Source organism: Oceanomicrobium pacificus (assembly GCF_009833495.1).
In the GTDB taxonomy this organism is placed as follows: Bacteria; Pseudomonadota; Alphaproteobacteria; order Rhodobacterales; family Rhodobacteraceae; genus Oceanomicrobium; species Oceanomicrobium pacificus.
Map to the genome: position 1 here is coordinate 519,736 of NZ_WUWG01000003.1, position 23,176 is coordinate 542,911.

Genomic DNA, 23,176 nt, shown 5'->3' on the forward strand with positions numbered 1-23,176 from the left:
TCCTGCCGTGGTCCGTTTCGCAGCATTTTTGGCTGAAAATGAATGAAACTGAAGTTCAAAATTGTGCAGCCGCAGAAAATTCGGGCAAAATGCGCTTCAGGACCGGCGTAGACTTGTACAGTTTCTGGCGGAGTTCACCTATGACCGACCTTCTTTCGCGCCACCGGGACATGATCCGGTCCGCAACCCTTGCCCCCGAAGCCGAATGCCTGTCGGTTCTTGTCGATCTGGCTGCCCTGTCGCCGGAGGACCGGCGGCGCATATCGGGGCGCGGCGCCGCGCTTGTGCGCGCTGTGCGCGATCACAGCGAACCGGCCGTGATGGAGAGTTTTCTTGCCGAATATGGCCTCTCCTCGGAGGAGGGCGTCGCGCTCATGTGTCTGGCCGAGGCGCTGTTGCGCGTGCCCGATGCCGAAACGATCGACGATCTGATCGAGGACAAGATCGCACCGCATGACTGGGCCGCCCATGTGGGCGACAGCGGCTCGATCCTTGTCAATGCCTCGACCTGGGCGCTGATGCTGACCGGACGTGTGCTGGAGGATGAGGAACCGGGGGTCGTCGGCGCGCTGCGCGGCGTGGTGCGGCGACTGGGCGAGCCGGTGATCCGCGTGGCCGTGCGCAAGGCGATGCGCGAGATGGGCGACCAGTTCGTGCTCGGCGAGACGATGGATGCCGCCATTGCCCGCGGTGCGGGCGACCGGGCAAAAGGCATCACCTTCTCCTATGACATGCTGGGAGAGGCCGCGCGCACCCATGCCGATGCAGAGCGCTATTTCAACGCCTATGCCGATGCGATTGCCCGTCTGGCCAAGGCGCCGTCCGCGCCCGACCTGCGTGACGCGCCGGGGATCTCCGTCAAACTGTCGGCGCTCCATCCGCGATACGAATATGGCCAGAAGGCCCATGTGGTGCCTGCGCTCGGCGCACGGTTGCTCGATCTCTGCCGTGCCGCGAAGGATGCCGGCATCGGCCTCAATGTCGATGCGGAGGAAGCCGACCGGCTCGACCTGTCGCTCGACATTCTGGACCATGCCCTGTCGTCGCCCGACCTTGCCGGATGGGACGGGTTCGGCGTCGTGGTGCAGGCCTACGGGCGCCGCGCGCCGCATGTGCTCGACTGGCTGCATGCGCTGGCCGAACGGCACGACCGCCGCATCATGGTCCGGCTTGTGAAGGGCGCTTATTGGGACACGGAGATCAAGCGGGCGCAGGTGCTGGGGCTCGACAGCTATCCGGTTTTCACCCGCAAGGTCGCGACCGACGTCAGCTATATTGCCTGTGCGCGCAAGCTGCTGGGTATGCGAGACCGGATCTACGGGCAGTTCGCCACGCACAATGCCCACACGATGGCCGCGATCCTGCATATGGCGGGCGAAGACCGGGATGGGTTCGAGTTCCAGCGCCTGCACGGGATGGGCGGGGCGCTCCACGATATCGTGCGCCGCGATTTCGGCACCCGCTGCCGTGTCTATGCGCCTGTGGGCGCCCATCGCGACCTGCTGGCCTATCTGGTGCGACGGCTTCTGGAGAATGGCGCCAATTCGAGTTTCGTGCACCAGATCGTGGACGAGAATGTCGCACCCGAGGAGATCGCTTCCGATCCGTTCACGGCGCTGGAGGTGGCCGAACCTGTCGCCAATCCGGCGATTCCGGCGCCGCCCGCGATCTTCAGCCCGGTGCGGGAGAATGCGCGGGGTTGGGACCTGACCGATCCGGACACGGTCGACCGGATCACCGGATCGGCCTTCATGGGGGACCATCGCTGGGAGATGGCGCCCGAGGGCCTCTCCGGACCGGTCCAGACCCTGACCAATCCCGCGCGGCCCGGCGACAGCCCCGGCTCGATCCGTCAAGCCGCGCGTAGCGATGTCGCACCTGCAGTTGCCCGCGCGGCGGCTGCAGCGCAGGCTTGGGCGGCGACGCCGGTTGCAGAGCGGGCGGCCTGTCTGTCCCGCGCGGCCGCCCTGTTCGAGGCGCATGCGCTGGAACTGTTCGCGCTGGCCGCGCGGGAGGCCGGCAAGACCCTGCCGGACTGTGTGGCCGAACTGCGTGAAGCGATTGATTTCCTGCATTATTACGCCGCCGAGGCCGAAGAGGCTTGTGCCGGATCGGAGGCGCGCGGCCCGCTCGTCTGCATCTCGCCCTGGAACTTTCCGCTGGCGATTTTTACCGGACAGGTGGCTGCTGCGCTCGTTACCGGCAACACGGTGCTGGCCAAACCCGCCGAACAGACGCCGCTCATCGCGGCCCGCGCGACCGCCTTGCTGCACGAGGCGGGCATCCCGCGCGATGTGTTGCAGCTTCTGCCGGGCGACGGGCCGGAGGTCGGGGCAGCCCTGACCGCCGATCCGCGCATAAAAGGGGTCTGTTTCACCGGCTCGACGGAAGTCGCACGGCTAATCGAGCGGTCCCTTGCCGCCCATGCGGCGCCTGATGCGATGCTGATCGCCGAGACGGGCGGCCTCAATGCGATGATCGTCGACAGCACGGCGCTTCTGGAACAGGCTGTGCGCGACACGCTGGCCTCGGCCTTCCAGAGCGCGGGCCAGCGCTGTTCCGCCTTGCGCATCGTCTATGTGCAGGAGGATATCCGGGCACCTTTCATCGAGATGCTGACAGGCGCGATGGATGCGCTGCGGCTGGGCGATCCGCGCGACCCGGCGACCGATGTCGGCCCGCTGATCGACGCGGAAGCGCAGGCGGATTTCGCAGCCTATGTTGCCAGCGCCGCGGCGGACGGCCGGCTCATCCACCGCACCGACGCGCCGTCCGAAGGCCATTTCCTGGCGCCGACGCTTCTGGCCGTGGACGGGATCGGGGCGATGGAGCGCGAGATCTTCGGCCCCGTCCTGCATCTGGCGGGGTTCCGCGCGGACAGGATCAATGCGGTGATGGCGGAGGTGAATGCCCGCGGCTACGGGCTGACCTTCGGGCTGCATACTCGGATCGACCGGCGCGCACAGGATGTGGTGGACCGGATGGAGATCGGGAACCTCTATATCAACCGCAACCAGATCGGCGCGATCGTGGCGGCCCAGCCATTTGGCGGGGAGGGGCTGTCAGGCACCGGACCGAAAGCGGGCGGGCCGCACTATCTGCCGCGGTTCCGCAAGCGGGCAGGGGCAGGACCGGCTCCTGCGGGGCAGGGTCCGGCGCAGTCCGATGCAGGTGCAGATACGGACCTGCTGGCCGCGCTTGATAGACTGTCCGCACGGCCGATGCCGCCCGGTGATCCTCTGGGCGCGTTGCGGGCCGCTCTGCGCGGCCGCGGGCGTGCGGCACTGGCGAAGGCTGCGCAAGTCGATATGGGACCCGTGGACCTGCCCGGTCCGACCGGAGAGGCGAACAGCCTCAGCCTGCACCCGCTTGGCACGGTGGCGATTCTGGGGCCCACGGCAGCGGATTTCCTGACCCAGGCCATTCATGCGCTGCGGTGCGGAAACCGTGTGCTGGCCGTCGGCGCGCAGGCTGGCGCGCTGTCCCACCTGTCGCGCGCCGGGTTGCCGCTGGAGATTGTCCCCGCGGATGCCACGTCCGATGCGCTGGCACACGTGCCGGTGGCCGCATTTGCCATCGATCCGGCCGCACCGCTGCTCGCCCCCCTGAGGCGCGCACTGGCCGCAGAGGACGGCCCGATCCGCCGGATCATATCGGACGCGGACCGCCCGGCGGCCTTCGCGCTTGAGCGCGCTGTCTGCGTCGACACGACCGCCGCCGGTGGCAATGCCGCGCTTCTGGCGGAAACGGGGGGCGATTAACCGAGCAAAACAGTCTGAAATCCGTCCCGTGGGTGGGACGATTTAACCCGGAACAAACCCGGTTTTTCGGGCCGTTGGCGGGGGTCATTCAGTTGACCTCCTACCGGGGGGCGGCTAAACGGAGGCAGTCCTGTGGCGTGCCTCTCGAGTCTGGTCCGTCACCGCAGCCAAGAGGAGAACCGGGTCTTGGACGAACTGCTTCGCGAATATCTTCCGATACTCGTTTTTCTGGGTCTCGCCATCGTGCTGGGCCTCGTGCTCGTGCTGGCCGCCGTCGTGGTTGCCGTGCGCAATCCCGACCCTGAAAAAGTGTCCGCCTATGAATGCGGGTTCAACGCGTTCGATGATGCGCGCATGAAGTTCGACGTGCGCTTCTACCTCGTGTCGATCCTGTTCATCATCTTCGACCTCGAAGTGGCGTTCCTGTTCCCCTGGGCGGCCGGGTTCCAGCATATCGGCGAGTTCGGTTTCTGGTCGATGATCGTCTTCCTCGGCGTGCTGACCGTCGGTTTTGTCTATGAATGGAAGAAGGGAGCGCTCGAATGGGAGTGACCCAGTCCGCTTCGCCCGCCCTGTCCACCGCTGCCGGTGAGGACAAGGAGGCGACCACCCGCGCGCTCAACGCCGAACTGGCCGACAAGGGGTTCCTCGTGACCTCGACGGCCGATGCGATCAACTGGGCCCGCACCGGATCGCTGCACTGGATGACCTTCGGTCTGGCCTGCTGCGCCGTGGAGATGATGCACACCTCCATGCCGCGCTACGATCTGGAACGGTTCGGCACCGCGCCGCGGGCCTCCCCGCGCCAGTCCGACCTGATGATCGTCGCGGGCACGCTGACCAACAAGATGGCCCCGGCGCTGCGCAAGGTTTACGACCAGATGCCCGAACCGCGCTACGTGATCTCCATGGGGTCCTGCGCCAACGGAGGCGGCTACTATCACTACAGCTATTCCGTCGTGCGCGGCTGCGACCGCGTGGTGCCGGTGGACATTTACGTGCCCGGTTGCCCGCCGACCGCGGAAGCGCTGCTCTACGGGATCATGCAGCTCCAGCGGAAAATCCGCCGGACCGGCACGATCGTGCGCTGAGGAGGGAGCGATGAGCGAAAAACTTCTCGAACTCGCGGCCCATATCGAGGCGCGCCAGCCCGATTGCGTGATCGCGACCTCTGTCGCGAACGGAGAACTGGAAGTGACGGTGTCGCCCGAGGCGCTGCCGACCTTCACCGAGTTCCTGAAATCCGACGCGACCTGCGAATTCACCACGCTGACCGACCTGACCGCCGTGGACTATCCGGGCCGCGATCGCCGGTTCGACATGGTCTACCTGTTCCTGTCGATGACGCAGAACCAGCGAATCCGCGTGAAAGCACAGGTGCACGAATCCGCGCTGGTGCCGACGATCACCGACGTGTTTCCCTCCGCAAACTGGTTCGAGCGCGAAGTGTTCGACATGTACGGGATCCTCTTCTCGGGTCATCCCGACCTGCGCCGGATCCTGACCGACTACGGGTTCCGCGGCCATCCGCTGCGCAAGGATTTCCCGACCACCGGCTATGTCGAGCTTCGGTATGACGAGACGGAAAAGCGCGTGGTCTACGAACCTGTCAGCCTGACGCAGGACTATCGCCAGTTCGATTTCATGTCGCCGTGGGAAGGGGCCGAATATATCCTGCCCGGCGACGAGAAGAAGGGAGCCTGACATGGACGGTTCCAATCCCGACGCCCTCAGCGGCGAACAGCAGATCCGCAATTTCAACATCAACTTCGGGCCGCAACACCCTGCGGCGCATGGTGTTTTGCGGATGGTGCTGGAGCTTGACGGCGAGATTGTAGAGCGTACCGATCCGCATATCGGCCTGCTGCATCGCGGCACCGAGAAGCTGATGGAAAGCCGCACCTACCTGCAGAACCTGCCTTATCTCGACCGGCTCGACTATGTGGCGCCGATGAACCAGGAACATGCCTGGTGCCTCGCAATCGAAAAGCTGACCGGGACCGAGATCCCGCGTCGCGCGAGCCTGATCCGGGTGCTCTTCTCCGAGATCGGCAGGGTTCTGAACCATCTTCTGAACGTGACCACGCAGGCCATGGATGTCGGCGCGCTGACGCCGCCGCTCTGGGGCTTCGAGGAACGCGAGAAGCTGATGATCTTCTACGAGCGGGCCTGTGGCGCACGCTTGCACGCGGCCTATTTCCGGCCGGGCGGGGTGCATCAGGACCTGCCGCAGGAGTTGATCGACGATATCTTCCAGTGGACCGAGGAATTCCCCGAAATTCTCGACGATATTTCCGGCCTGCTGACCGAGAACCGCATCTTCAAGCAGCGCAATGTCGATATCGGCGTCGTGACGCCCGAGGAATGCCACAGCCTGTCCATGTCAGGCGTGATGGTGCGCGGCTCCGGCCTGGCTTGGGACCTGCGCCGCGCGCAGCCCTATGAATGTTACGACGAGTTCGAGTTCCAGGTGCCGGTTGGCACGCGGGGCGACTGCTATGACCGCTATCTCTGCCGGATGGCCGAGATGCGGGAAAGCGTCAAGATCATGCGTCAAGCGATTGAAAAGATGGAACTCACCAAGGGTGAGGACGTGCTGGCGCGGGGCAAGTTGACGCCGCCCAAGCGCGACGAGATGAAAACCTCGATGGAGGCGCTCATCCACCATTTCAAACTCTATACCGAAGGGTTCCACGTGCCCGCGGGCGAGGTCTATGCCGCCGTCGAGGCGCCGAAAGGCGAATTCGGTGTATATCTCGTCGCCGATGGCACGAACAAACCCTACAAAGTGAAACTGCGCGCGCCGGGTTACCCGCACCTGGCGGCCATGGACCATGTCTGCCGCGGCCACCAGCTGGCCGATGTCTCGGCGATCCTCGGCTCCATGGATGTCGTGTTTGGGGAGATTGACCGCTAATGCTCCGCCGCTTGCATCCCGAACAGCCGGACAGCTTCGAGTTCACCCCGGCCAACAAGGCCTGGGCCGAGGGCCAGATCCGCAAATATCCCGAAGGGCGGCAGGCCTCTGCCGTGATCCCGCTTCTGTGGCGGGCGCAGGAGCAGGAGGGCTGGGTGACCCGTCCGGCCATCGAATATGTGGCCGACATGCTCGGCATGGCCCATATCCGTGTGCTCGAAGTGGCGTCCTTCTACTTCATGTTCCAGCTTCAGCCGGTCGGCTCGGTCGCCCATATCCAGGTCTGCGGCACCACGTCCTGCATGATCTGCGGGGCCGAAGCGTTGATTGCCGTCTGCAAGGAGGTGATCGCACCGAACCCGCACGAATTGAGCGCGGACGGCCGGTTCTCCTGGGAAGAGGTGGAATGCCTCGGGGCCTGCACCAACGCGCCGATGATCCAGGTCGGCAAGGATTTCTACGAGGATCTGACGCCGGACAGCTTCCGCGAGATCCTCGAAGGGCTCGAGCGCGGCGAGGTTCCGGTTCCGGGCCCGCAGAACGGACGTTTCGCGGCCGAACCGCTCGGCGGTCCGACGACGCTCGAAGAGTTTGCCAATGGCGACCATGCGCAGAATGCATCCGTCGCGCGTGCCCTTGAATATGGCGACACGATCAAGCGGATCGACGGGACCGAGGTGCCGATACTGACCGGCGCGGCCCTGAAGCGTGCCGCGAACGAGAAGGCCGCGAAGAAGGTCGAGGCCGAGAAGCCCGCGAAAAAAGCGGCCAAGAAAGCCGCCAAGTCGGTCGACAAGCCCGAAGGTCCGAAAAAGGGCGCGGACAAGCCTGTTGCGCCGAAGTCGGACGGGCCGACGCCGGAACTGCTCGACGCCCCGCGTGGGGGCGGAGCCGATGATCTGAAGAAGATCACCGGCATCGGGCCGAAGTTGGAAGAGGAACTGAACAAGGCGGGGATCTGGCATTATGACCAGATCGCGCAATGGTCGGATGAGGAAGTGGCCTGGGCGGACGAGAATCTCGTGCGCTTCAAGGGCCGGGTGACGCGGGACGACTGGCGGGCGCAGGCCCGTGCGCTCGTCAAGGCGGACTGAGTTTCAGTTCCGCCGCTGGCACGGAAAGGAGTGACAGGATGAAGAACAATTGGGCGTTTTTGCAAAAACCCGCCAATGTCGCGCTTCTGGGAGCGGTTCTGGTCTTTGTCCTGCTCTTCGTGCTCTTCGACGCGGGCTTCATCCTGTCTTTGGTGCTTGGCGGGGCGGCCTGGTTCGGCCTGTCGAAATTCCTGACCGACCGGATGGCCGCTGAAGTGGCCGAAGCCGCCGACCGGTTCGAGGACAAGGCCCGTGCCGCCGTGGCCGACCTGCCCGAGACGATGGACAAGGCCACCAAGGCCGCGCGCGACGCCGCCGCCGAAGTGAGCGGGGCCATCGACGAGCAGGTCTCGAAACTGCGCGACCAGGGGTCTTCGGATGACGAGGGCGAGATCATCGAGGGCACTGCCAGTGCCGCGCCGGCATCGGGTGCCTCCGGACCGCGTGTGAAGCCCAGCAAGAGCCTGCCCGGGCAGGCCGATCTGGCGGCCCGCAAGGGCACATGGAAATACGAGGGATGAGCGCAGAACGCGCCAGCAGGAAAGACGGACGTGCCGGACCAGACCGAACAGCAGCGCCGACAGACGCGTCAGGCCGCCATCGTGATCGCGGTGGCCTTTCTCGGCTGGATGGGCGTGTCCTTCCTCGGCGGGCAGCTTGGCCTGCCGGTGCGCTATGCCTTTCTGGCGGATTTCGCCGCCCTCGCGGCGCTCGCATGGGCGCTGATCGTATTGTTTCGCGTCTGGCGGCAGCGCCAGCAAGGAGAGTGACGGATGCTCGCTGACAAGGATCGGATCTTTACCAACCTCTACGGGATGCATGACCGCACCCTGGCCGGCGCCAAGGCGCGGGGCCATTGGGATGGCACGGACAAGCTCATCCAGAACGGGCGCGACTGGATCGTGGAGCAGGTCAAGGCCTCGGGGCTTCGCGGCCGCGGCGGGGCAGGGTTCCCGACCGGCCTGAAATGGTCCTTCATGCCCAAGGAAAGCGACGGGCGGCCGGCCTATCTGGTCGTCAATGCCGACGAATCCGAACCGGGCACCTGCAAGGACCGCGAGATCATGCGCCACGATCCGCACACGCTGATCGAGGGCTGCCTGATCGCCGGGTTCGGCATGGGCGCGAATGCGGGCTATATCTATATTCGCGGCGAGTTCATCCGCGAGCGCGAGGCGCTGCAGGCCGCGATCGACGAGGCCTACGACAACGGGCTTCTGGGCAAGAACGCCGCCGGTTCGGGCTGGGATTTCGACCTCTACCTCCATCATGGGGCAGGCGCCTATATCTGCGGCGAGGAAACGGCGCTTCTGGAAAGCCTCGAGGGCCGCAAGGGCATGCCGCGCCTGAAGCCGCCATTCCCGGCCAATACTGGCCTTTACGGCTGTCCGACCACGGTCAACAATGTCGAATCCATTGCCGTTGTGCCGACCATCCTGCGCCGCGGCGCGGACTGGTTCGCGGGCTTTGGCCGCCCGAACAATGCGGGAACCAAGCTCTTTGCCATCTCGGGCCATGTGGAGCGCCCGTGCGTGGTCGAGGAAGCCATGTCGATCCCGCTGCAGGAATTGCTGGAGAAACATTGCGGCGGCGTGCGCGGTGGCTGGAAGAACCTGAAGGCGGTGATCCCGGGCGGCTCTTCCGTGCCGCTCCTGCCGGCCGATATTTGCGGCGATGCGATCATGGATTTCGACTGGCTGCGCGAGCAGCGTTCGGGCCTCGGCACCGCGGCCGTGATCGTGATGGACCAGTCCACGGACGTCATCAAGGCGATCTGGCGCCTGTCGAAATTCTACAAGCATGAAAGCTGCGGCCAGTGCACGCCCTGCCGCGAAGGCACAGGCTGGATGATGCGGGTCATGGACCGGCTCGTCACGGGCGATGCAGAACCCGAAGAGATCGACATGCTGCTTGATGTGACCAAGCAGGTCGAGGGTCACACGATCTGTGCACTCGGGGATGCCGCCGCCTGGCCGATTCAGGGCCTGATCCGGCATTTCCGCGACGAGATCGAGGACCGGATCAAGCACAAGCGCACGGGCCGTGTCTCCGCGGTGGCCGCCGAATAATGGTCCAGCCGGCAGGACATAACCTGGCCCAGCTCAACATCGGGCGGCTAGTGGCGGATCCCGGTGATCCGGCCGTGGCCGATTTCGTGGAGGCCATCGACCGCGTGAACGGGCTCGGCAAACGCATGCCGGGTTTCGTGTGGATGATGGGAGGGTCCGGTGCGCCCAATGCCGGCAATCTGGAGACCAAGATCGACGACGATCCGCGCTTCGTGTCCAACCTGACGGTCTGGACCGATGCGGCAAGTCTGGAGAATTTCGTGTGGAACACGGTCCACCGGCAGTTCTATGAGCGCCGGGCCGAGTGGTTCCGCGTGATGGACGGGATGCATCTGGTGATGTGGTGGGTGCCCGAAGGGCATGAGCCGACGCTGGAGGAGGGGCTTGCCCGCCTCGCGCATCTGGAAGAACAGGGAGACAGCGACCATGCATTCGGCTGGCGCTGGCTCCAGGACGCAAACTTGTGGCGCACGCACCAGTGCGGCGCCGTCGCGGCGGAGTAACGCATGTCTGACCTGCGCAAAATCATCATCGACGGGACGGAGATCGAGGTCGATCCGGCCATGACGATCCTTCAGGCCTGTGAAGTGGCCGGTATCGAGGTGCCGCGCTTCTGCTATCACGAGCGCCTGTCGATTGCCGGCAACTGCCGCATGTGTCTGGTCGAGGTCGTCGGCGGGCCGCCGAAACCGGCGGCCAGCTGCGCGATGCAGGTCCGCGACCTGCGGCCCGGGCCCGAAGGCCAGCCGCCGGAGGTGAAGACCAAGTCGCCGATGGTCAAGAAGGCCCGCGAGGGGGTGATGGAGTTCCTGCTCATCAACCACCCGCTCGACTGCCCGATCTGCGATCAGGGCGGCGAATGCGACCTGCAGGATCAGGCCATGGCCTATGGCGTGGACTTTTCGCGCTACCGCGAGCCGAAACGTGCCGCGATCGACCCCGATCTCGGTCCGCTCGTGGCCACCACCATGACGCGCTGCATCTCCTGCACCCGCTGCGTGCGCTTCACCACCGAAGTGGCCGGCGTGTCGGAGATGGGCCAGACCGGCCGCGGCGAGGATAGCGAGATTACCTCCTATCTCGGCCAGATGCTGACCTCGAACCTGCAGGGCAACGTGATCGATCTGTGCCCGGTCGGGGCGCTCACCTCGAAGCCCTATGCGTTCACCGCGCGGCCTTGGGAACTGACCAAGACCGAGAGCATCGACGTGATGGACGCGCTCGGCTCGAACATCCGCGTCGACACCAAGGGCCGCGAGGTCATGCGCATCCTGCCGCGCAACCATGATGGCATCAACGAGGAGTGGATCTCCGACAAGACCCGCTTCATCTGGGACGGGCTGCGCCGCCAGCGGCTCGACCGGCCCTATATCCGTGAAAACGGCAAGCTGCGGCCCGCAAGCTGGGGCGAGGCGCTCGCCGCTGCCGCAACCGCGCTCAAGGGGAAGAAGGTCACCGCGCTGGCGGGCGACCGCGCACCGGTTGAAGCCATGTATGCGCTCAAGGCGCTGGTCGACGGGCTGGATGGCGCCGTGGAATGCCGCACCGACAATGCCAAGCTGCCGATCGGCAACCGTGGTGCCTATGTGGGCACGGCCAACATCGCGGATATCGACGATGCGGAGCGGATCCTGCTGATCGGCACCAACCCGCGCGACGAGGCCGCCGTTCTGAATGCGCGCATCCGGAAAGCCTGGCTGAACGGTGCGGAAATCGCGGTTGTCGGCCCGGCCGCCGACCTGACCTATGACTATCACCATGCGGGCGACGATATCGCCGCGCTGCAGTCGGTTGTCGACATGGGCGGCTCGGACGAGATCAAGGGCAAGAAGAGCCTCGTCATCATCGGGCAGGGCGCGCTGGCGCGGTCCGACGGTGCAGCAGTTCTCGCAGCGGCCCAGACCATTTGTGACAATACCGAAAGCGGCCTTCTGGTGCTCCACACCGCGGCAGCGCGCGTCGGCGGCATGGATATCGGCTTTGCGACCGAGGGCGGCATGGGCGCGATCATGGACGGGGCGGAGGTAGTCTACAATCTCGGCGCAGACGAGATCGACATCGCCGAGGGTCCGTTCGTCATCTATCAGGGCAGCCACGGGGATCGCGGGGCGCATCGCGCCGACCTGATCCTGCCGGCGGCCGCCTATACCGAGGAAAGCGGCATTTTCGTCAACACCGAGGGCCGGCCCCAGATGGCCGCGCGGGCCGGTTTTGCACCGGGCGATGCGCGCGAGAACTGGGCGATCCTGCGGGCGCTGTCGGGCGAGATGGGTGCGACACTGCCCTATGACAGCCTGCCCGCGCTGCGCGCCGCGCTCTTTGCCGACCATCCGCATCTGGCCGCGATCGACCAGGTGCCGGAAAACGAGGTCGTGCGCGTCGAGGCGTCGGGCGGCTTTGCCGACACGCCGTTCGAGTACGTTATCAGCGATTTCTACCTGACCAACCCGATTGCCCGGGCATCCACGGTGATGGCCGACCTGTCGAAACTGGCCGCCGCAGTGGCGCTGCCGGTGGCTGCGGAGTAAGACATGGAATATTTTGACAGCGGTTTCGGCCTCTTCCTCCTGATCCTCGGCCAGTGTCTTCTGGTCACGGTCTGCGTGCTCGTGGCACTGGCCTTCCTGATGTATGCCGACCGCAAGGTCTGGGCCGCCGTGCAGATGCGCCGCGGACCGAACGTGGTCGGCCCGTGGGGGCTCTTGCAGAGCTTTGCCGACTTCCTGAAATATATCGTCAAGGAAGTGGTGGTGCCGGCCGGGGCCGACAAGACCATCTTCTTCATCGCACCGATGATCACCTTCGTGCTGGCGGTTATCGCCTGGGCGGTGATCCCGTTCAATGAGGGCTGGGTGATCGCCAACCTCAATATCGGCATCCTCTATATTTTCGCCATCTCCTCGCTGGAGGTCTATGGCGTGATCATGGGGGGCTGGGCGTCCAACTCGAAATATCCGTTCCTCGGCTCGCTGCGCTCCGCCGCGCAGATGATCTCCTACGAGGTCTCGATCGGTTTCATCATCGTGGGCGTGCTGATCTCGACCGGGTCGCTCAACCTCAGCGCCATCGTGATGGCGCAGGATGGCGGCTACGGGATCTTCAGCTGGTACTGGCTGCCGCACCTGCCGATGGTCGTGCTCTTCTTTGTCTCGGCGCTGGCCGAAACCAACCGTCCGCCCTTCGATCTGCCGGAAGCAGAGGCCGAACTGGTGGCCGGCTATCAGGTGGAATACAGCTCCACCCCGTTCCTGCTCTTCATGATCGGGGAACTGATGGCGGTCGTGCTGATGTGCGCGCTCATCACCATCCTCTTCTTCGGCGGCTGGCTGTCGCCCATTCCGGGCCTGCCGGACGGCGTGCTCTGGATGGTCCTGAAGATGCTGTTCTTCTTCTTCCTCTTCGCGATGGTCAAGGCGATCGTCCCGCGCTATCGCTACGACCAGCTGATGCGTCTGGGCTGGAAAGTCTTCCTGCCCATGTCGCTCGCCTGGGTCGTGATCGTCGGAATTTTTGCACAATATGGCTGGTTCTGGGGCGCCTACCAGCGCTGGACCGTAGGGGGCTGACATGGCTGCGATTGACTGGAACCGTGCGACCAAATATTTCCTGCTCTCCGATTTCATCGGCGGCTTCAAGCTGGGCATGAAATATTTCTTCCGCCCGAAGCCGACGCTGAACTACCCGCATGAAAAGGGGCCGCTCAGCCCGCGTTTCCGCGGTGAGCATGCGCTGCGCCGCTACCCCAACGGGGAAGAGCGCTGCATCGCCTGCAAACTCTGCGAGGCCGTCTGCCCCGCGCAGGCGATCACCATCGACGCGGAACCGCGCGAGGACGGCTCGCGCCGCACCACGCGCTACGATATCGACATGACGAAATGCATCTATTGCGGCTTCTGTCAGGAAGCCTGCCCGGTGGATGCGATTGTCGAGGGACCGAATTTCGAGTTCGCCACCGAAACCCGCGAGGAGCTTTTCTACACCAAGGAGAAGCTGCTGGAGAACGGGGAGCGCTGGGAATCCGAGATCGCCCGCAATCTGGAATTGGACGCCCCCTACCGCTAAGCGGGGGCTGAGGGACAGTCAGCCGCGCCGGGGCCCGGGGCGGCGGGACTTAGAAAGACAGGAGCGCCAGACATGGTGCCGAACAAGTTCGAGGAGCAGGCCGCATGATTGCCTTCGCTTTCTATCTATTCGCCGGCGTCGCCGTCGCCTCCGGGCTGATGGTGGTACTGTCGCGCAACCCGGTGCATTCGGTGCTCTGGCTGATCCTGGCCTTCTTCTCCTCGGCCGGACTGTTCATCCTCATGGGGGCGGAATTCGTCGCCATGCTGCTGGTCATCGTCTATGTGGGCGCGGTCGCGGTGCTGTTCCTCTTCGTGGTGATGATGCTCGACGTGGATTTCGCGGAGCTTCGTGAAGGGTTCGCGCGCTACCTGCCGCTCGGCCTTCTGATCGGGCTGGTGCTGATCGTGGAACTTGGACTGGTCTTCGGCACATGGGTCTTTGCGGACAATGCGCCCGAGCTGCGCGCCGCCGTGGCGCCTGCGCCCACGGATGTGGAGAACACGGTCGCTCTGGGGCAGCTCATCTACACGCAATATGTCTATCTCTTCCAGGCAGCGGGTCTGATCCTCTTCGTGGCCATGGTCGGCGCGATCGTGCTGACCCTGCGCCACCGGACCGACATCAAGCGCCAGGACATTCTGGACCAGATCTATCGCGATCCCGCCACGGCGATCGAGATGAAGGACATCAAACCGGGGCAGGGACTATGATCGGCCTAGAGCATTACCTGACGGTGGCGGCGATCCTCTTCGTCACCGGCATTTTCGGGATCTTCCTGAACCGCAAGAACGTGATCGTCATCCTGATGTCGATCGAACTGATGCTGCTTGCGGTCAACATCAACTTCGTCGCCTTTTCCACCCATCTGGGGGATCTGGTCGGGCAGGTTTTCACGCTCTTCGTGCTGACCGTTGCCGCGGCCGAGGCGGCCATCGGCCTTGCGATCCTTGTCTGTTTCTTCCGCAACAGCAGCACGATCGCGGTCGACAAGATCAACGTGATGAAGGGGTAAGAGACAATGACCGACATCATTCTCTTCGCCCCGCTCGTCGGCGCACTCATTTGCGGTTTCGGCCACCGGTTCATCGGCGAGAAGGCCGCCATGTGGACCGCGACCGGGCTTCTGTTCCTGGCCTGTGCGCTTAGCTGGATCGTGTTCCTGTTCGGCGACTATCACCATCATGCGGTAAGCCATGCGGTTCTGCGCTGGATCGAGAGCGGCACGCTGTCCTCCGAGTGGGGGATCCGGCTCGACACGCTGACCGCGATCATGCTGATCGTGGTGACCAGCGTCTCGGCGCTCGTCCATCTCTACAGCTTCGGTTACATGGACCATGACCCGCAGTGGAAAGAGGGCGAGAGCTACAAGCCGCGCTTTTTTGCCTACCTGTCCTTCTTCACCTTCGCCATGCTGATGCTGGTGACGTCCGACAACCTTCTGCAGATGTTCTTCGGCTGGGAAGGCGTGGGCGTGGCCTCCTACCTGCTGATCGGGTTCTACTATCGCAAACCGTCGGCCAATGCGGCGGCGATGAAGGCCTTCATCGTCAACCGCGTGGGGGATTTCGGCTTCCTGCTCGGCATCTTCGCAACCTACATGCTGGTCGACAGCATCCGGTTCGACGATATCTTTGCCGCCGCACCTGCGCTGGCCGAAGAGAGCTTCCACTTCCTGTCCTGGGAGGTTCCGGCGGTCGAGACGATTGCGGTGCTCCTCTTCATCGGCGCGATGGGCAAGTCGGCCCAGCTGTTCCTGCACACCTGGCTGCCGGACGCGATGGAAGGCCCGACGCCCGTGTCCGCGCTCATCCATGCCGCGACCATGGTGACCGCAGGCGTGTTCCTTGTCTGCCGCATGTCGCCGGTGATGGAATATGCGCCGGGTGCCCTGATGTTCGTGACCGTGATCGGCGCATCGACGGCCTTCTTCGCCGCGACCATCGGTCTGGTGCAGAACGACATCAAGCGCGTGATCGCCTACTCGACCTGCTCGCAGCTCGGCTACATGTTCGCGGCGGCCGGCGTCGGCGTCTATCAGGCGGCGATGTTCCACCTGTTCACGCATGCGTTCTTCAAGGCGATGCTCTTCCTTGGCGCCGGTTCGGTGATCCATGCGATGCATCACGAGCAGGACATGCGCAACTATGGCGGCCTGCGCTCGAAAATCCCCTATACGTTCTGGGCGATGATGCTCGGCACGCTGGCGATCACGGGTGTCGGTATTCCGCTCACCCATATCGGCTTCGCAGGCTTCCTGTCGAAAGATGCGATCATCGAGAGCGCATTCGCCGCCCATAGCGGTGTCGGCACCTATGCGTTCACGCTGCTGGTGCTCGCGGCCGCGATGACGAGCTTCTATTCTTGGCGCCTGATGTTCCTGACCTTCTACGGCAAGCCGCGCGGCGACGCGCATACGCATGAACATGCGCATGAAAGCCCGATGGTCATGGTCGTGCCGCTCGGTATCCTGGCGCTTGGTGCGATCTTCGCCGGCATGATCTGGTATGAGGATTTCTTCGGCCATCACGCCAAGGAATTTTTCGGGGCCTCGGTCTTCATGCATCCCGACAATCACGTGATGCACGATGCGCATGAGGTTTCCAAACTGGTGAAAGTGTCGCCCTTCCTGGCGATGCTGGTCGGCCTTGCGCTCGCCTACTGGTTCTACATCGTGAACCCGTCCATCCCGGGCCGGATCGCGAAGACCAATCACGGGCTCTACCAGTTCCTGCTCAACAAATGGTATTTCGACGAGCTTTATGACGCGGTCTTCGTCCGCCCGGCCAAGGCGCTCGGCCGCTTCCTGTGGAAGCGCGGCGACGGGTCGGTGATCGACGGGGGCATCAACGGGCTTGCGATGGGCGTCGTGCCCTTCTTCACCCGCCTCGTCGGACGCGCCCAGTCGGGCTACATCTTCCACTATGCCTTTGCCATGATCCTCGGCGTGGTGGTGATCGTCACTTGGTTTGCCGTCAGCGGAGGCGCGCAGTAATGGACTATCTTCTGTCCCTCGTTACATTCCTGCCGCTGATCGGCGCGGCGATGCTCATGCTCTTCCTGCGCGGAGAGGATGAGGCTGCACAGCTGAATGCCAAGCGGCTGGCCCTGTTCACCACCGGCGCGACCTTCCTTGTGTCGCTCGGCATCCTGAGCCAGTTCGATCCGTCGAACCCCGGCTTCCAGATGGTCGAGGAGCGCGAATGGCTCGGCGGCCTGACCTACAAGATGGGCGTGGACGGGATTTCTGTCCTGTTCGTGATGCTGACCACATTCCTGATGCCGATCGTCATCGGCGCCTGCTGGACGGTGGAGCATCGCGTGAAGGAATATATGATCGCCTTCCTCGTGCTTGAGACCCTGATGATCGGGGTATTCTGCGCGCTGGACCTGATCCTTTTCTACTTCTTCTTCGAGGCCGGTCTTATCCCGATGTTCCTGATCGTCGGCATCTGGGGCGGCAAGGACCGCGTCTATGCGGCGTTCAAGTTCTTCCTCTATACGCTGCTCGGCTCGCTCCTGATGCTGGTCGCCATGATCGCCATGTATTTCGATGCCGGCACAACCGACATCACGCGGCTGCTGCAGCACCAGTTCTCCTACGCGACGCTGGAGATTGCCGGCTGGCAGATCGTCGGCGGCGTGCAGACCCTGCTGTGGCTGGCCTTCTTCGCCTCTTTCGCGGTGAAGATGCCGATGTGGCCGGTCCATACCTGGCTGCCGGACGCGCACGTGCAGGCGCCCACGGCCGGGTCGGTCGTTCTGGCGGCGATCCTTCTGAAAATGGGCGGCTACGGCTTCCTGCGCTTCAGCCTGCCGATGTTCCCGGTGGCCTCCGACATGATGGCGAATTTCGTCTTCACTCTGTCGGTGATCGCGATCATCTACACGTCGCTCGTCGCGATGATGCAGGAGGATATGAAGAAGCTGATCGCCTACAGTTCCGTGGCCCATATGGGGTTCGTGACCATGGGCATCTTCGCCGCCAACCGGCAGGGCGTGGACGGGGCCATCTTCCAGATGCTGAGCCACGGGTTCATCTCCGGCGCGCTCTTCCTGTGTGTCGGGGTGATCTACGACCGGATGCACACGCGCGACATCGACGCCTATGGCGGTCTGGTGATCCGGATGCCGATCTACGCGCTGGTCTTCATGCTCTTCACCATGGGCAATGTCGGCCTGCCGGGCACGTCGGGCTTTGTGGGTGAATTCCTGACCCTGTCGGGCGCCTTCCAGGCGAACAGCTGGGTCGCGTTCTTCGCGGCAACCGGCGTGATCCTGTCGGCGGGCTATGCGCTCTGGCTTTACCGCCGGGTCGTGTTCGGCGACCTGATCAAGGAAAGCCTGAAGGCGATTTCCGACATGGACCGGCGGGAGAAGGCGCTCTTTGCCCCGCTCATCGTGATGACGCTCCTGCTCGGGATCTACCCCGCGCTGGTCCTCGACATGATCGGCCCGTCCGTGGACGCGCTTCTGAACACTTACACCGCAGCCCTGGCCGAGGCGGCGCCTGCCGCGACCCAGGTCGCCGCACACTGATCGAGAGACGGTTACATGATTGCACAAGACATCTCAGTGGTGCTGCCGGAACTGGTCCTGGCGATTTATGCCATGGCCGCGCTCATGTGGGGCGTGTTCATGGGGCAGGACAAGCAGTCCGATTTCATCCTGCACCTGACCGCGGGCCTCCTGATCCTTGTCGGCTTCTGGATCGGCTTCTCGGGCGAGGGCACGCAGACCGCCTTTGGCGAGAGCTTCGTCAATGACGGGTTCGCCCGCTTCTCCAAGGTGATGATCCTCTGGGGGTCGGCGGTGATGCTGCTCCTGTCGCGCGAATATCTGATCCGCAACCATCTGATGAAGTTCGAGTTCCCGGTGCTCGTCACACTGGCCACGCTCGGCATGATGATGATGGTGTCGGCGGGCGACCTGATGGCGCTCTATATGGGGCTGGAGCTTCAGTCCCTGTCGCTCTATGTGGTCGCGGCCTTCCGGCGCGACAGCCTGCGCTCGACCGAGGCGGGGCTGAAATATTTCGTGCTCGGCGCTCTCTCTTCGGGCCTGCTGCTCTACGGCGCATCGCTCGTCTACGGCTATGCGGGCACCACGCTCTTCAGCGGCATTGCCAGCGTCGTCGATGCCGAAGGCATCTCACTCGGCCTTCTCTTCGGGCTTGTGTTCCTGTGCACCGGCATGGCCTTCAAGGTTTCCGCCGCGCCGTTCCACATGTGGACGCCCGATGTCTATGAAGGCTCGCCCACGCCGGTGACGCTCTTCTTCGCGACCGCGCCGAAAGTGGCGGCGGCTGGCATGTTCGCCCGCGTCCTCTTCGACGGGTTCGGCAATGCGGTGGCCGACTGGCAGCAGATCCTGATCTTCCTGTCGGTCCTGTCCATGTTCCTCGGCTCCATCGCCGCGATCGGCCAGAGCAACATCAAACGCCTGATGGCCTACAGCTCGATTGCCCATATGGGCTTCGCGCTGATGGGGCTGGCCGCGGGGACCGAGCAGGGCGTGCAGGCGCTTCTGATCTACCTTGCCATCTACGTGACGATGAATGTCGGCGTCTTTGCCTTCATCCTGAACATGGAACATGACGGCCGTCCGGTGACCGATATCAACGCGCTCGGCATGTATTCCACGTCCGAGCCCGCGCGGGCGCTGGCGCTGGCGGTACTGATGTTCTCGCTCGCGGGCATCCCGCCGCTCGTCGGGTTCTTCGGCAAGTTCTATGTGCTGAAAGCCGCCGTGGATGCCGGCCTTGTCTGGTTCGCGGTCGCCGGTGTCATCGCCTCTGTGATCGGGGCCTTCTACTATCTGCGCATCATCTACCTGATGTATTTCGGCACGGCCTCCGATGTGCTGAACGGCCGGATGCCGCTTCTGCACTATACGATGCTGATGGCCTCGGCGCTCATCATGGTGGTTGGCATCGTCAACCTGCTCGGCATCGAGGGGCTTGCAGCGCAGGCGGCCGCAACGCTGGTCAACTGACGCATGGCCGCTTGGCCCGAGGGGATCGGGCGGGACCTGCTCGGCACCGTCGACAGCACCAATGCCGAGGCCCTGCGCCAGGCGGCGGCAGGGCGGCGGGCGCCGGGCTGGATTCTGGCCCGTGCCCAATCCGGCGGCCGCGGCCGGCGCGGGCGGGCCTGGTCCTCTCCCGAAGGCAATTTCTTCGCGACCTATCTCGGTTTTCCCGAAGGCGGGCCGCAGATGGCGGCGCTGCGCAGCTACGCGGCCGCGCTGGCGCTACGCGATGCGCTCGTCGAGGTGACGGGCCGCGCGCCGCTCTTCTCGCTCAAATGGCCCAATGACGTGCTCCTGTCGGGCCGCAAGCTCGCGGGCATCCTTTTGGAGCATACGGCCGAGGCCGGCGGCGCGCTTGCCGTGGGCATCGGGGTCAACCTGCGCCATGCGCCAACGGCAGGGGCGCTGGAGCCCGGTGCGCTCCTGCCCGCGACGCTGACCGAAGCGGTCACACCGGCGCCGACGCCCGAGGCCTTTCTGGACGCGCTCGCCCCCGCCTTCGACCGGTGGGACCGGCAATTGGCGACCTACGGGTTCGCGCCGCTGCGCACGGCCTGGCTCGACAATGCGGCGCGTCTGGGAGAGGTGATCACCGCGAAACTGCCGGACCGGGCGATCACCGGAATATTCGAGTCGATTGACGCGGACGGGTCCTTGGTCCTCAATACCGAAGCCGGACGCGTGACGCTGGCAGCCGCCGAACTGCATTTTGCGACAGAGGGACGGGTCTGATGCTTCTGGCCATCGATGTTGGCAATACGAACACGGTCTTCGCCCTGCATGACGGGTCGGACGTGGTCGGGGAATGGCGCTGCCGGACCGAGCACAAGCGGACCGCGGACGAATATTTCGTCTGGCTGCAACAGCTGATGCAGTTCAACGGGATCGACATGCGGGTCGAAGCCGTGGTGATTTCCTCGGTCGTGCCGCAGATCGTTTTCAACCTGCGGGTCCTGTCCGACCGCTATTTCAACTGCCGCCCGATGGTGGTCGGCAAGCCGGAGGTGGAACTGGGCGTGCCGGTGCGCGTTGATGCGGACACGCGGGTTGGTGCGGATCGGCTGGTGAACACCGTGGGCGCGTTCGACCGCTATGGCGGCAATCTGATCGTCGTCGATTTCGGCACGGCAACGACGTTCGACGTGGTCGGCGCGGATGGCGCCTACGAGGGCGGGGTGATCGCGCCGGGCGTGAACCTGTCGCTGAAGGCGCTCTCCGACGCGGCTGCGGCCTTGCCCTTCATCGACGTGACCAAGCCCGAGCGGGTCATCGGAACGAACACCCGCGCCTGCATGGAGAGCGGGATCTTCTGGGGCTATGTCTCGATGATCGAGGGCATTTGCGCCCGGATCGCCGAAGAGCATGAAAGCCCGATGCAGGTGATCGGGACCGGTGGCCTCTCGACGCTCTTTGCGCAGGGCACCGATGTGATCGACGTGATCGACACGAAACTGACGATACACGGGCTGGTCCTGATCGACCGGCTCAACCGGAAAGGAACGGCATGAGCGACGCGCGACTGATCTATCTGCCCCTTGGCGGCGCCGGCGAGATCGGCATGAACATGTATCTGTACGGATACGGGCCGGAAGGGGAGGAAGAGTGGATCATCGTCGATACCGGCATCACCTTCCCCGACATGGAAACGACGCCCGGTGTCGATGTCATCATGGCCGATATCGATTTCATCCAGGCGCGGGCGGACCGGCTTCTGGGCATTTTCATCACCCACGCGCATGAGGATCATGTCGGCGCGCTGGGGCACCTGTTTCCGAAGCTGCTCGCCCCGGTCTATTGCCGCAAGTTCACCGGCTATGTGGCGCGCAACAAGATGGAACGCACCGGTCAGGATCCCGAGCAGGTCAACGTGGTCGGCGCGTGGCCGCATCAGGTCAAGCTCGGGCCGTTCCAGGTCGGGTTCATGCCGATTGCCCATTCGATCCCGGAAACTTCGGCGCTCGTCATCGACACGCCCGCGGGCCGCGTGATGCACACGGCCGATTTCAAGGCCGACAAGAGCCCGGGCGTGGGCGAGCCGTTCGATCCCGACCTGATCCGCAGCATCGCGGGCGACGGGCTTCAGGCGCTTGTCTGCGACAGCACCAATGTCTTCTCGCCCGCGCCGGGCCGGTCGGAGGCCGACATTATCGGCCCGATCCGCGACGTGATGCGCGAGGCGCGCGGCCTTGTGGTCGCCACGACCTTTGCATCCAACATCGCGCGGCTGCGCACGCTGGCGCAGGCCGCGACCGATGCCGGCCGCAGCGTCGTCGTGCTGGGCCGTGCCATGAATTTCATGTTGGAGGCCGGACATTCCACCGGCGTGCTCGACAGTTTCCCGCCCGTGGTGCCGGTCGAAGATATGCATGACATCCCGCGCGAGAACCTGCTTGTGCTGGCCACCGGATCACAGGGCGAGCGCCGCGCGGCCTCGGCACAGTTGGCGCGCGACAGTTACATGGGGCTGGAACTGAAAGAAGGCGACACGTTCCTGTTCTCTTCCAAGACAATTCCGGGCAACGAAGTGTCGGTCGGGCGGATCCTCAACCAGTTGAGCGAGAAGGGTGTGACGGTCATCGACGACAGTTCGGACCGCTATCACGTGTCGGGCCATGCGAACCGGCCGGATATTCTCCAGATGCACGACCTGACCAACCCGAAGATCGTCGTCCCGATGCATGGCGAGCACCGGCATCTGAGCGCGCAGGCAAAGCTTGCCACCGAACAGGGGCGAACCGCCGTCGTGGCACCGAACGGCACGATGGTCGATATTGGCGGCGATGCGCCCGAGATCATCGGTTATGTGGAGGCCGGACGGACCTATCTGGACGGCAACCAGCTGATCGGTGCGCTCGACGGTGTGGTGCGCGACAGGATCCGCATGGCGCTGCGTGGAACGGTGACTGTGTCGCTCATCCTTGAATCGGACGGCCGCCCGGTGGACGGGGCTTGGGTGGAATCGCTCGGCATCGCCGATGCGAGCCATATTGACGGCGGGCTGGACGGGGCGCTTGAGCGCGAAATCGACAGCGATCTGGAAGAGGCGAACCGCAAGACGCTTCTGTCCGACGAGGCGCTGGAACTGCTGGTGACACGGGCCTGCAACCGGATCTGCAAGGCGCTGGCGGGCAAGAAGCCGCTCGTTTCCGTGATGATCAACCGGCTGGAACTGGACTGAGGCCAGCTGGCCCTAACCTGTCGGAACGAGAAACGGCGACCCGATCGGGTCGCCGTTCTTGATTC

General features: G+C 64.2%; 21 protein-coding genes. All 21 read left to right on the plus strand.

All coding sequences use genetic code 11. The features are described from left to right. Positions 1 to 140: 140 nt before the first annotated feature. The 21 genes from putA to GSH16_RS09145 all read left to right on the plus strand — a co-directional run bounded on the left by putA (position 141) and on the right by GSH16_RS09145 (position 23,111). Positions 141 to 3,761, plus strand: a complete 3,621-nt coding sequence (putA, locus tag GSH16_RS09045; RefSeq protein ID WP_205524051.1) for a bifunctional proline dehydrogenase/L-glutamate gamma-semialdehyde dehydrogenase PutA — start codon at positions 141 to 143, stop codon at positions 3,759 to 3,761. A 186-nt stretch (positions 3,762 to 3,947) separates the two neighbouring features. Next, a complete protein-coding gene (locus GSH16_RS09050) occupies positions 3,948 to 4,313 on the plus strand; it encodes an NADH-quinone oxidoreductase subunit A (RefSeq protein ID WP_160854205.1) in 366 nt (121 codons plus the stop codon). Further along, positions 4,304 to 4,852 carry a NuoB/complex I 20 kDa subunit family protein gene (locus tag GSH16_RS09055; RefSeq protein ID WP_160854207.1) on the plus strand — a complete coding sequence of 183 codons (549 nt, stop codon included), beginning with the start codon at positions 4,304 to 4,306 and terminating at the stop codon, positions 4,850 to 4,852. Before GSH16_RS09050 ends, GSH16_RS09055 begins: the two co-directional genes overlap by 10 nt. A gap of 10 nt (positions 4,853 to 4,862) precedes the next feature. Continuing rightward, complete coding sequence (locus tag GSH16_RS09060) at positions 4,863 to 5,465, plus strand: NADH-quinone oxidoreductase subunit C (protein WP_160854209.1); 603 nt, start codon at positions 4,863 to 4,865, stop codon at positions 5,463 to 5,465. A gap of 1 nt (position 5,466) precedes the next feature. Next, a complete protein-coding gene (locus GSH16_RS09065) occupies positions 5,467 to 6,678 on the plus strand; it encodes an NADH-quinone oxidoreductase subunit D (protein ID WP_160854211.1) in 1,212 nt (403 codons plus the stop codon). Further along, positions 6,678 to 7,772, plus strand: coding sequence for an NADH-quinone oxidoreductase subunit E (locus tag GSH16_RS09070; protein WP_160854213.1), 1,095 nt, complete (start codon positions 6,678 to 6,680; stop codon positions 7,770 to 7,772). Before GSH16_RS09065 ends, GSH16_RS09070 begins: the two co-directional genes overlap by 1 nt. A 38-nt stretch (positions 7,773 to 7,810) precedes the next feature. After that, positions 7,811 to 8,293, plus strand: coding sequence for a hypothetical protein (locus tag GSH16_RS09075; protein ID WP_160854215.1), 483 nt, complete (start codon positions 7,811 to 7,813; stop codon positions 8,291 to 8,293). A gap of 30 nt (positions 8,294 to 8,323) precedes the next feature. Beyond that, positions 8,324 to 8,542, plus strand: coding sequence for a DUF5337 family protein (locus GSH16_RS09080; RefSeq protein WP_160854217.1), 219 nt, complete (start codon positions 8,324 to 8,326; stop codon positions 8,540 to 8,542). A 3-nt stretch (positions 8,543 to 8,545) separates the two neighbouring features. Next, positions 8,546 to 9,841: an NADH-quinone oxidoreductase subunit NuoF gene (nuoF, locus tag GSH16_RS09085; protein WP_160854219.1), complete on the plus strand. Its 1,296-nt coding sequence runs from the start codon at positions 8,546 to 8,548 to the stop codon at positions 9,839 to 9,841. Next, positions 9,841 to 10,344 (plus strand): DUF3291 domain-containing protein, encoded by a 504-nt coding sequence (locus GSH16_RS09090; protein ID WP_160854221.1) that lies wholly within the window; start codon positions 9,841 to 9,843, stop codon positions 10,342 to 10,344. The genes nuoF and GSH16_RS09090 overlap by 1 nt, the downstream gene beginning before the upstream one ends. Before the next feature lie 3 nt (positions 10,345 to 10,347). Beyond that, positions 10,348 to 12,369, plus strand: coding sequence for an NADH-quinone oxidoreductase subunit NuoG (nuoG, locus tag GSH16_RS09095; protein ID WP_160854223.1), 2,022 nt, complete (start codon positions 10,348 to 10,350; stop codon positions 12,367 to 12,369). A 3-nt stretch (positions 12,370 to 12,372) separates the two neighbouring features. Beyond that, entirely contained in the window at positions 12,373 to 13,407 is a 1,035-nt protein-coding gene (gene nuoH / locus GSH16_RS09100) for an NADH-quinone oxidoreductase subunit NuoH (protein WP_160854225.1), read from the plus strand. A gap of 1 nt (position 13,408) precedes the next feature. Continuing rightward, on the plus strand, positions 13,409 to 13,903 hold the full coding sequence (gene nuoI / locus GSH16_RS09105) for an NADH-quinone oxidoreductase subunit NuoI (RefSeq protein ID WP_160854227.1): 495 nt from the start codon (positions 13,409 to 13,411) through the stop codon (positions 13,901 to 13,903). A gap of 104 nt (positions 13,904 to 14,007) precedes the next feature. After that, entirely contained in the window at positions 14,008 to 14,616 is a 609-nt protein-coding gene (locus GSH16_RS09110) for an NADH-quinone oxidoreductase subunit J (RefSeq protein WP_160854229.1), read from the plus strand. Beyond that, the gene (nuoK, locus tag GSH16_RS09115) at positions 14,613 to 14,918 is read left to right on the plus strand and encodes an NADH-quinone oxidoreductase subunit NuoK (protein ID WP_160854231.1); all 306 of its coding nucleotides are present in this window, start codon (positions 14,613 to 14,615) and stop codon (positions 14,916 to 14,918) included. The genes GSH16_RS09110 and nuoK overlap by 4 nt, the downstream gene beginning before the upstream one ends. Positions 14,919 to 14,924: 6 nt before the next feature. After that, entirely contained in the window at positions 14,925 to 16,898 is a 1,974-nt protein-coding gene (nuoL, locus tag GSH16_RS09120) for an NADH-quinone oxidoreductase subunit L (RefSeq protein WP_160854233.1), read from the plus strand. Beyond that, complete coding sequence (locus tag GSH16_RS09125; protein WP_160854235.1) at positions 16,898 to 18,442, plus strand: NADH-quinone oxidoreductase subunit M; 1,545 nt, start codon at positions 16,898 to 16,900, stop codon at positions 18,440 to 18,442. Before nuoL ends, GSH16_RS09125 begins: the two co-directional genes overlap by 1 nt. 15 nt (positions 18,443 to 18,457) lie before the next feature. After that, positions 18,458 to 19,897: an NADH-quinone oxidoreductase subunit NuoN gene (gene nuoN, locus GSH16_RS09130; RefSeq protein WP_160854237.1), complete on the plus strand. Its 1,440-nt coding sequence runs from the start codon at positions 18,458 to 18,460 to the stop codon at positions 19,895 to 19,897. Between the two features lie 3 nt (positions 19,898 to 19,900). After that, positions 19,901 to 20,665: a biotin--[acetyl-CoA-carboxylase] ligase gene (locus GSH16_RS09135; RefSeq protein ID WP_160854239.1), complete on the plus strand. Its 765-nt coding sequence runs from the start codon at positions 19,901 to 19,903 to the stop codon at positions 20,663 to 20,665. Further along, on the plus strand, positions 20,665 to 21,441 hold the full coding sequence (locus tag GSH16_RS09140) for a type III pantothenate kinase (protein ID WP_160854241.1): 777 nt from the start codon (positions 20,665 to 20,667) through the stop codon (positions 21,439 to 21,441). The genes GSH16_RS09135 and GSH16_RS09140 overlap by 1 nt, the downstream gene beginning before the upstream one ends. Next, positions 21,438 to 23,111 (plus strand): ribonuclease J, encoded by a 1,674-nt coding sequence (locus GSH16_RS09145; RefSeq protein ID WP_160854243.1) that lies wholly within the window; start codon positions 21,438 to 21,440, stop codon positions 23,109 to 23,111. The genes GSH16_RS09140 and GSH16_RS09145 overlap by 4 nt, the downstream gene beginning before the upstream one ends. The last annotated feature ends 65 nt before the right edge of the window (positions 23,112 to 23,176 follow it).

What these genes read in the sequence shown, in the direction of transcription:
- putA (WP_205524051.1), top strand. Translation starts at nt 141, where the DNA reads ATGACCGACCTTCTTTCGCGCCACCGGGACATGATCCGGTCCGCAACC.
- GSH16_RS09055 (WP_160854207.1), top strand. Translation starts at nt 4,304, where the DNA reads ATGGGAGTGACCCAGTCCGCTTCGCCCGCCCTGTCCACCGCTGCCGGT.
- GSH16_RS09060 (WP_160854209.1), top strand. Translation starts at nt 4,863, where the DNA reads ATGAGCGAAAAACTTCTCGAACTCGCGGCCCATATCGAGGCGCGCCAG.
- GSH16_RS09065 (WP_160854211.1), top strand. Translation starts at nt 5,467, where the DNA reads ATGGACGGTTCCAATCCCGACGCCCTCAGCGGCGAACAGCAGATCCGC.
- GSH16_RS09070 (WP_160854213.1), top strand. Translation starts at nt 6,678, where the DNA reads ATGCTCCGCCGCTTGCATCCCGAACAGCCGGACAGCTTCGAGTTCACC.
- GSH16_RS09075 (WP_160854215.1), top strand. Translation starts at nt 7,811, where the DNA reads ATGAAGAACAATTGGGCGTTTTTGCAAAAACCCGCCAATGTCGCGCTT.
- nuoF (WP_160854219.1), top strand. Translation starts at nt 8,546, where the DNA reads ATGCTCGCTGACAAGGATCGGATCTTTACCAACCTCTACGGGATGCAT.
- GSH16_RS09090 (WP_160854221.1), top strand. Translation starts at nt 9,841, where the DNA reads ATGGTCCAGCCGGCAGGACATAACCTGGCCCAGCTCAACATCGGGCGG.
- nuoG (WP_160854223.1), top strand. Translation starts at nt 10,348, where the DNA reads ATGTCTGACCTGCGCAAAATCATCATCGACGGGACGGAGATCGAGGTC.
- nuoH (WP_160854225.1), top strand. Translation starts at nt 12,373, where the DNA reads ATGGAATATTTTGACAGCGGTTTCGGCCTCTTCCTCCTGATCCTCGGC.
- nuoI (WP_160854227.1), top strand. Translation starts at nt 13,409, where the DNA reads ATGGCTGCGATTGACTGGAACCGTGCGACCAAATATTTCCTGCTCTCC.
- GSH16_RS09110 (WP_160854229.1), top strand. Translation starts at nt 14,008, where the DNA reads ATGATTGCCTTCGCTTTCTATCTATTCGCCGGCGTCGCCGTCGCCTCC.
- nuoK (WP_160854231.1), top strand. Translation starts at nt 14,613, where the DNA reads ATGATCGGCCTAGAGCATTACCTGACGGTGGCGGCGATCCTCTTCGTC.
- nuoL (WP_160854233.1), top strand. Translation starts at nt 14,925, where the DNA reads ATGACCGACATCATTCTCTTCGCCCCGCTCGTCGGCGCACTCATTTGC.
- GSH16_RS09125 (WP_160854235.1), top strand. Translation starts at nt 16,898, where the DNA reads ATGGACTATCTTCTGTCCCTCGTTACATTCCTGCCGCTGATCGGCGCG.
- nuoN (WP_160854237.1), top strand. Translation starts at nt 18,458, where the DNA reads ATGATTGCACAAGACATCTCAGTGGTGCTGCCGGAACTGGTCCTGGCG.
- GSH16_RS09135 (WP_160854239.1), top strand. Translation starts at nt 19,901, where the DNA reads ATGGCCGCTTGGCCCGAGGGGATCGGGCGGGACCTGCTCGGCACCGTC.
- GSH16_RS09140 (WP_160854241.1), top strand. Translation starts at nt 20,665, where the DNA reads ATGCTTCTGGCCATCGATGTTGGCAATACGAACACGGTCTTCGCCCTG.
- GSH16_RS09145 (WP_160854243.1), top strand. Translation starts at nt 21,438, where the DNA reads ATGAGCGACGCGCGACTGATCTATCTGCCCCTTGGCGGCGCCGGCGAG.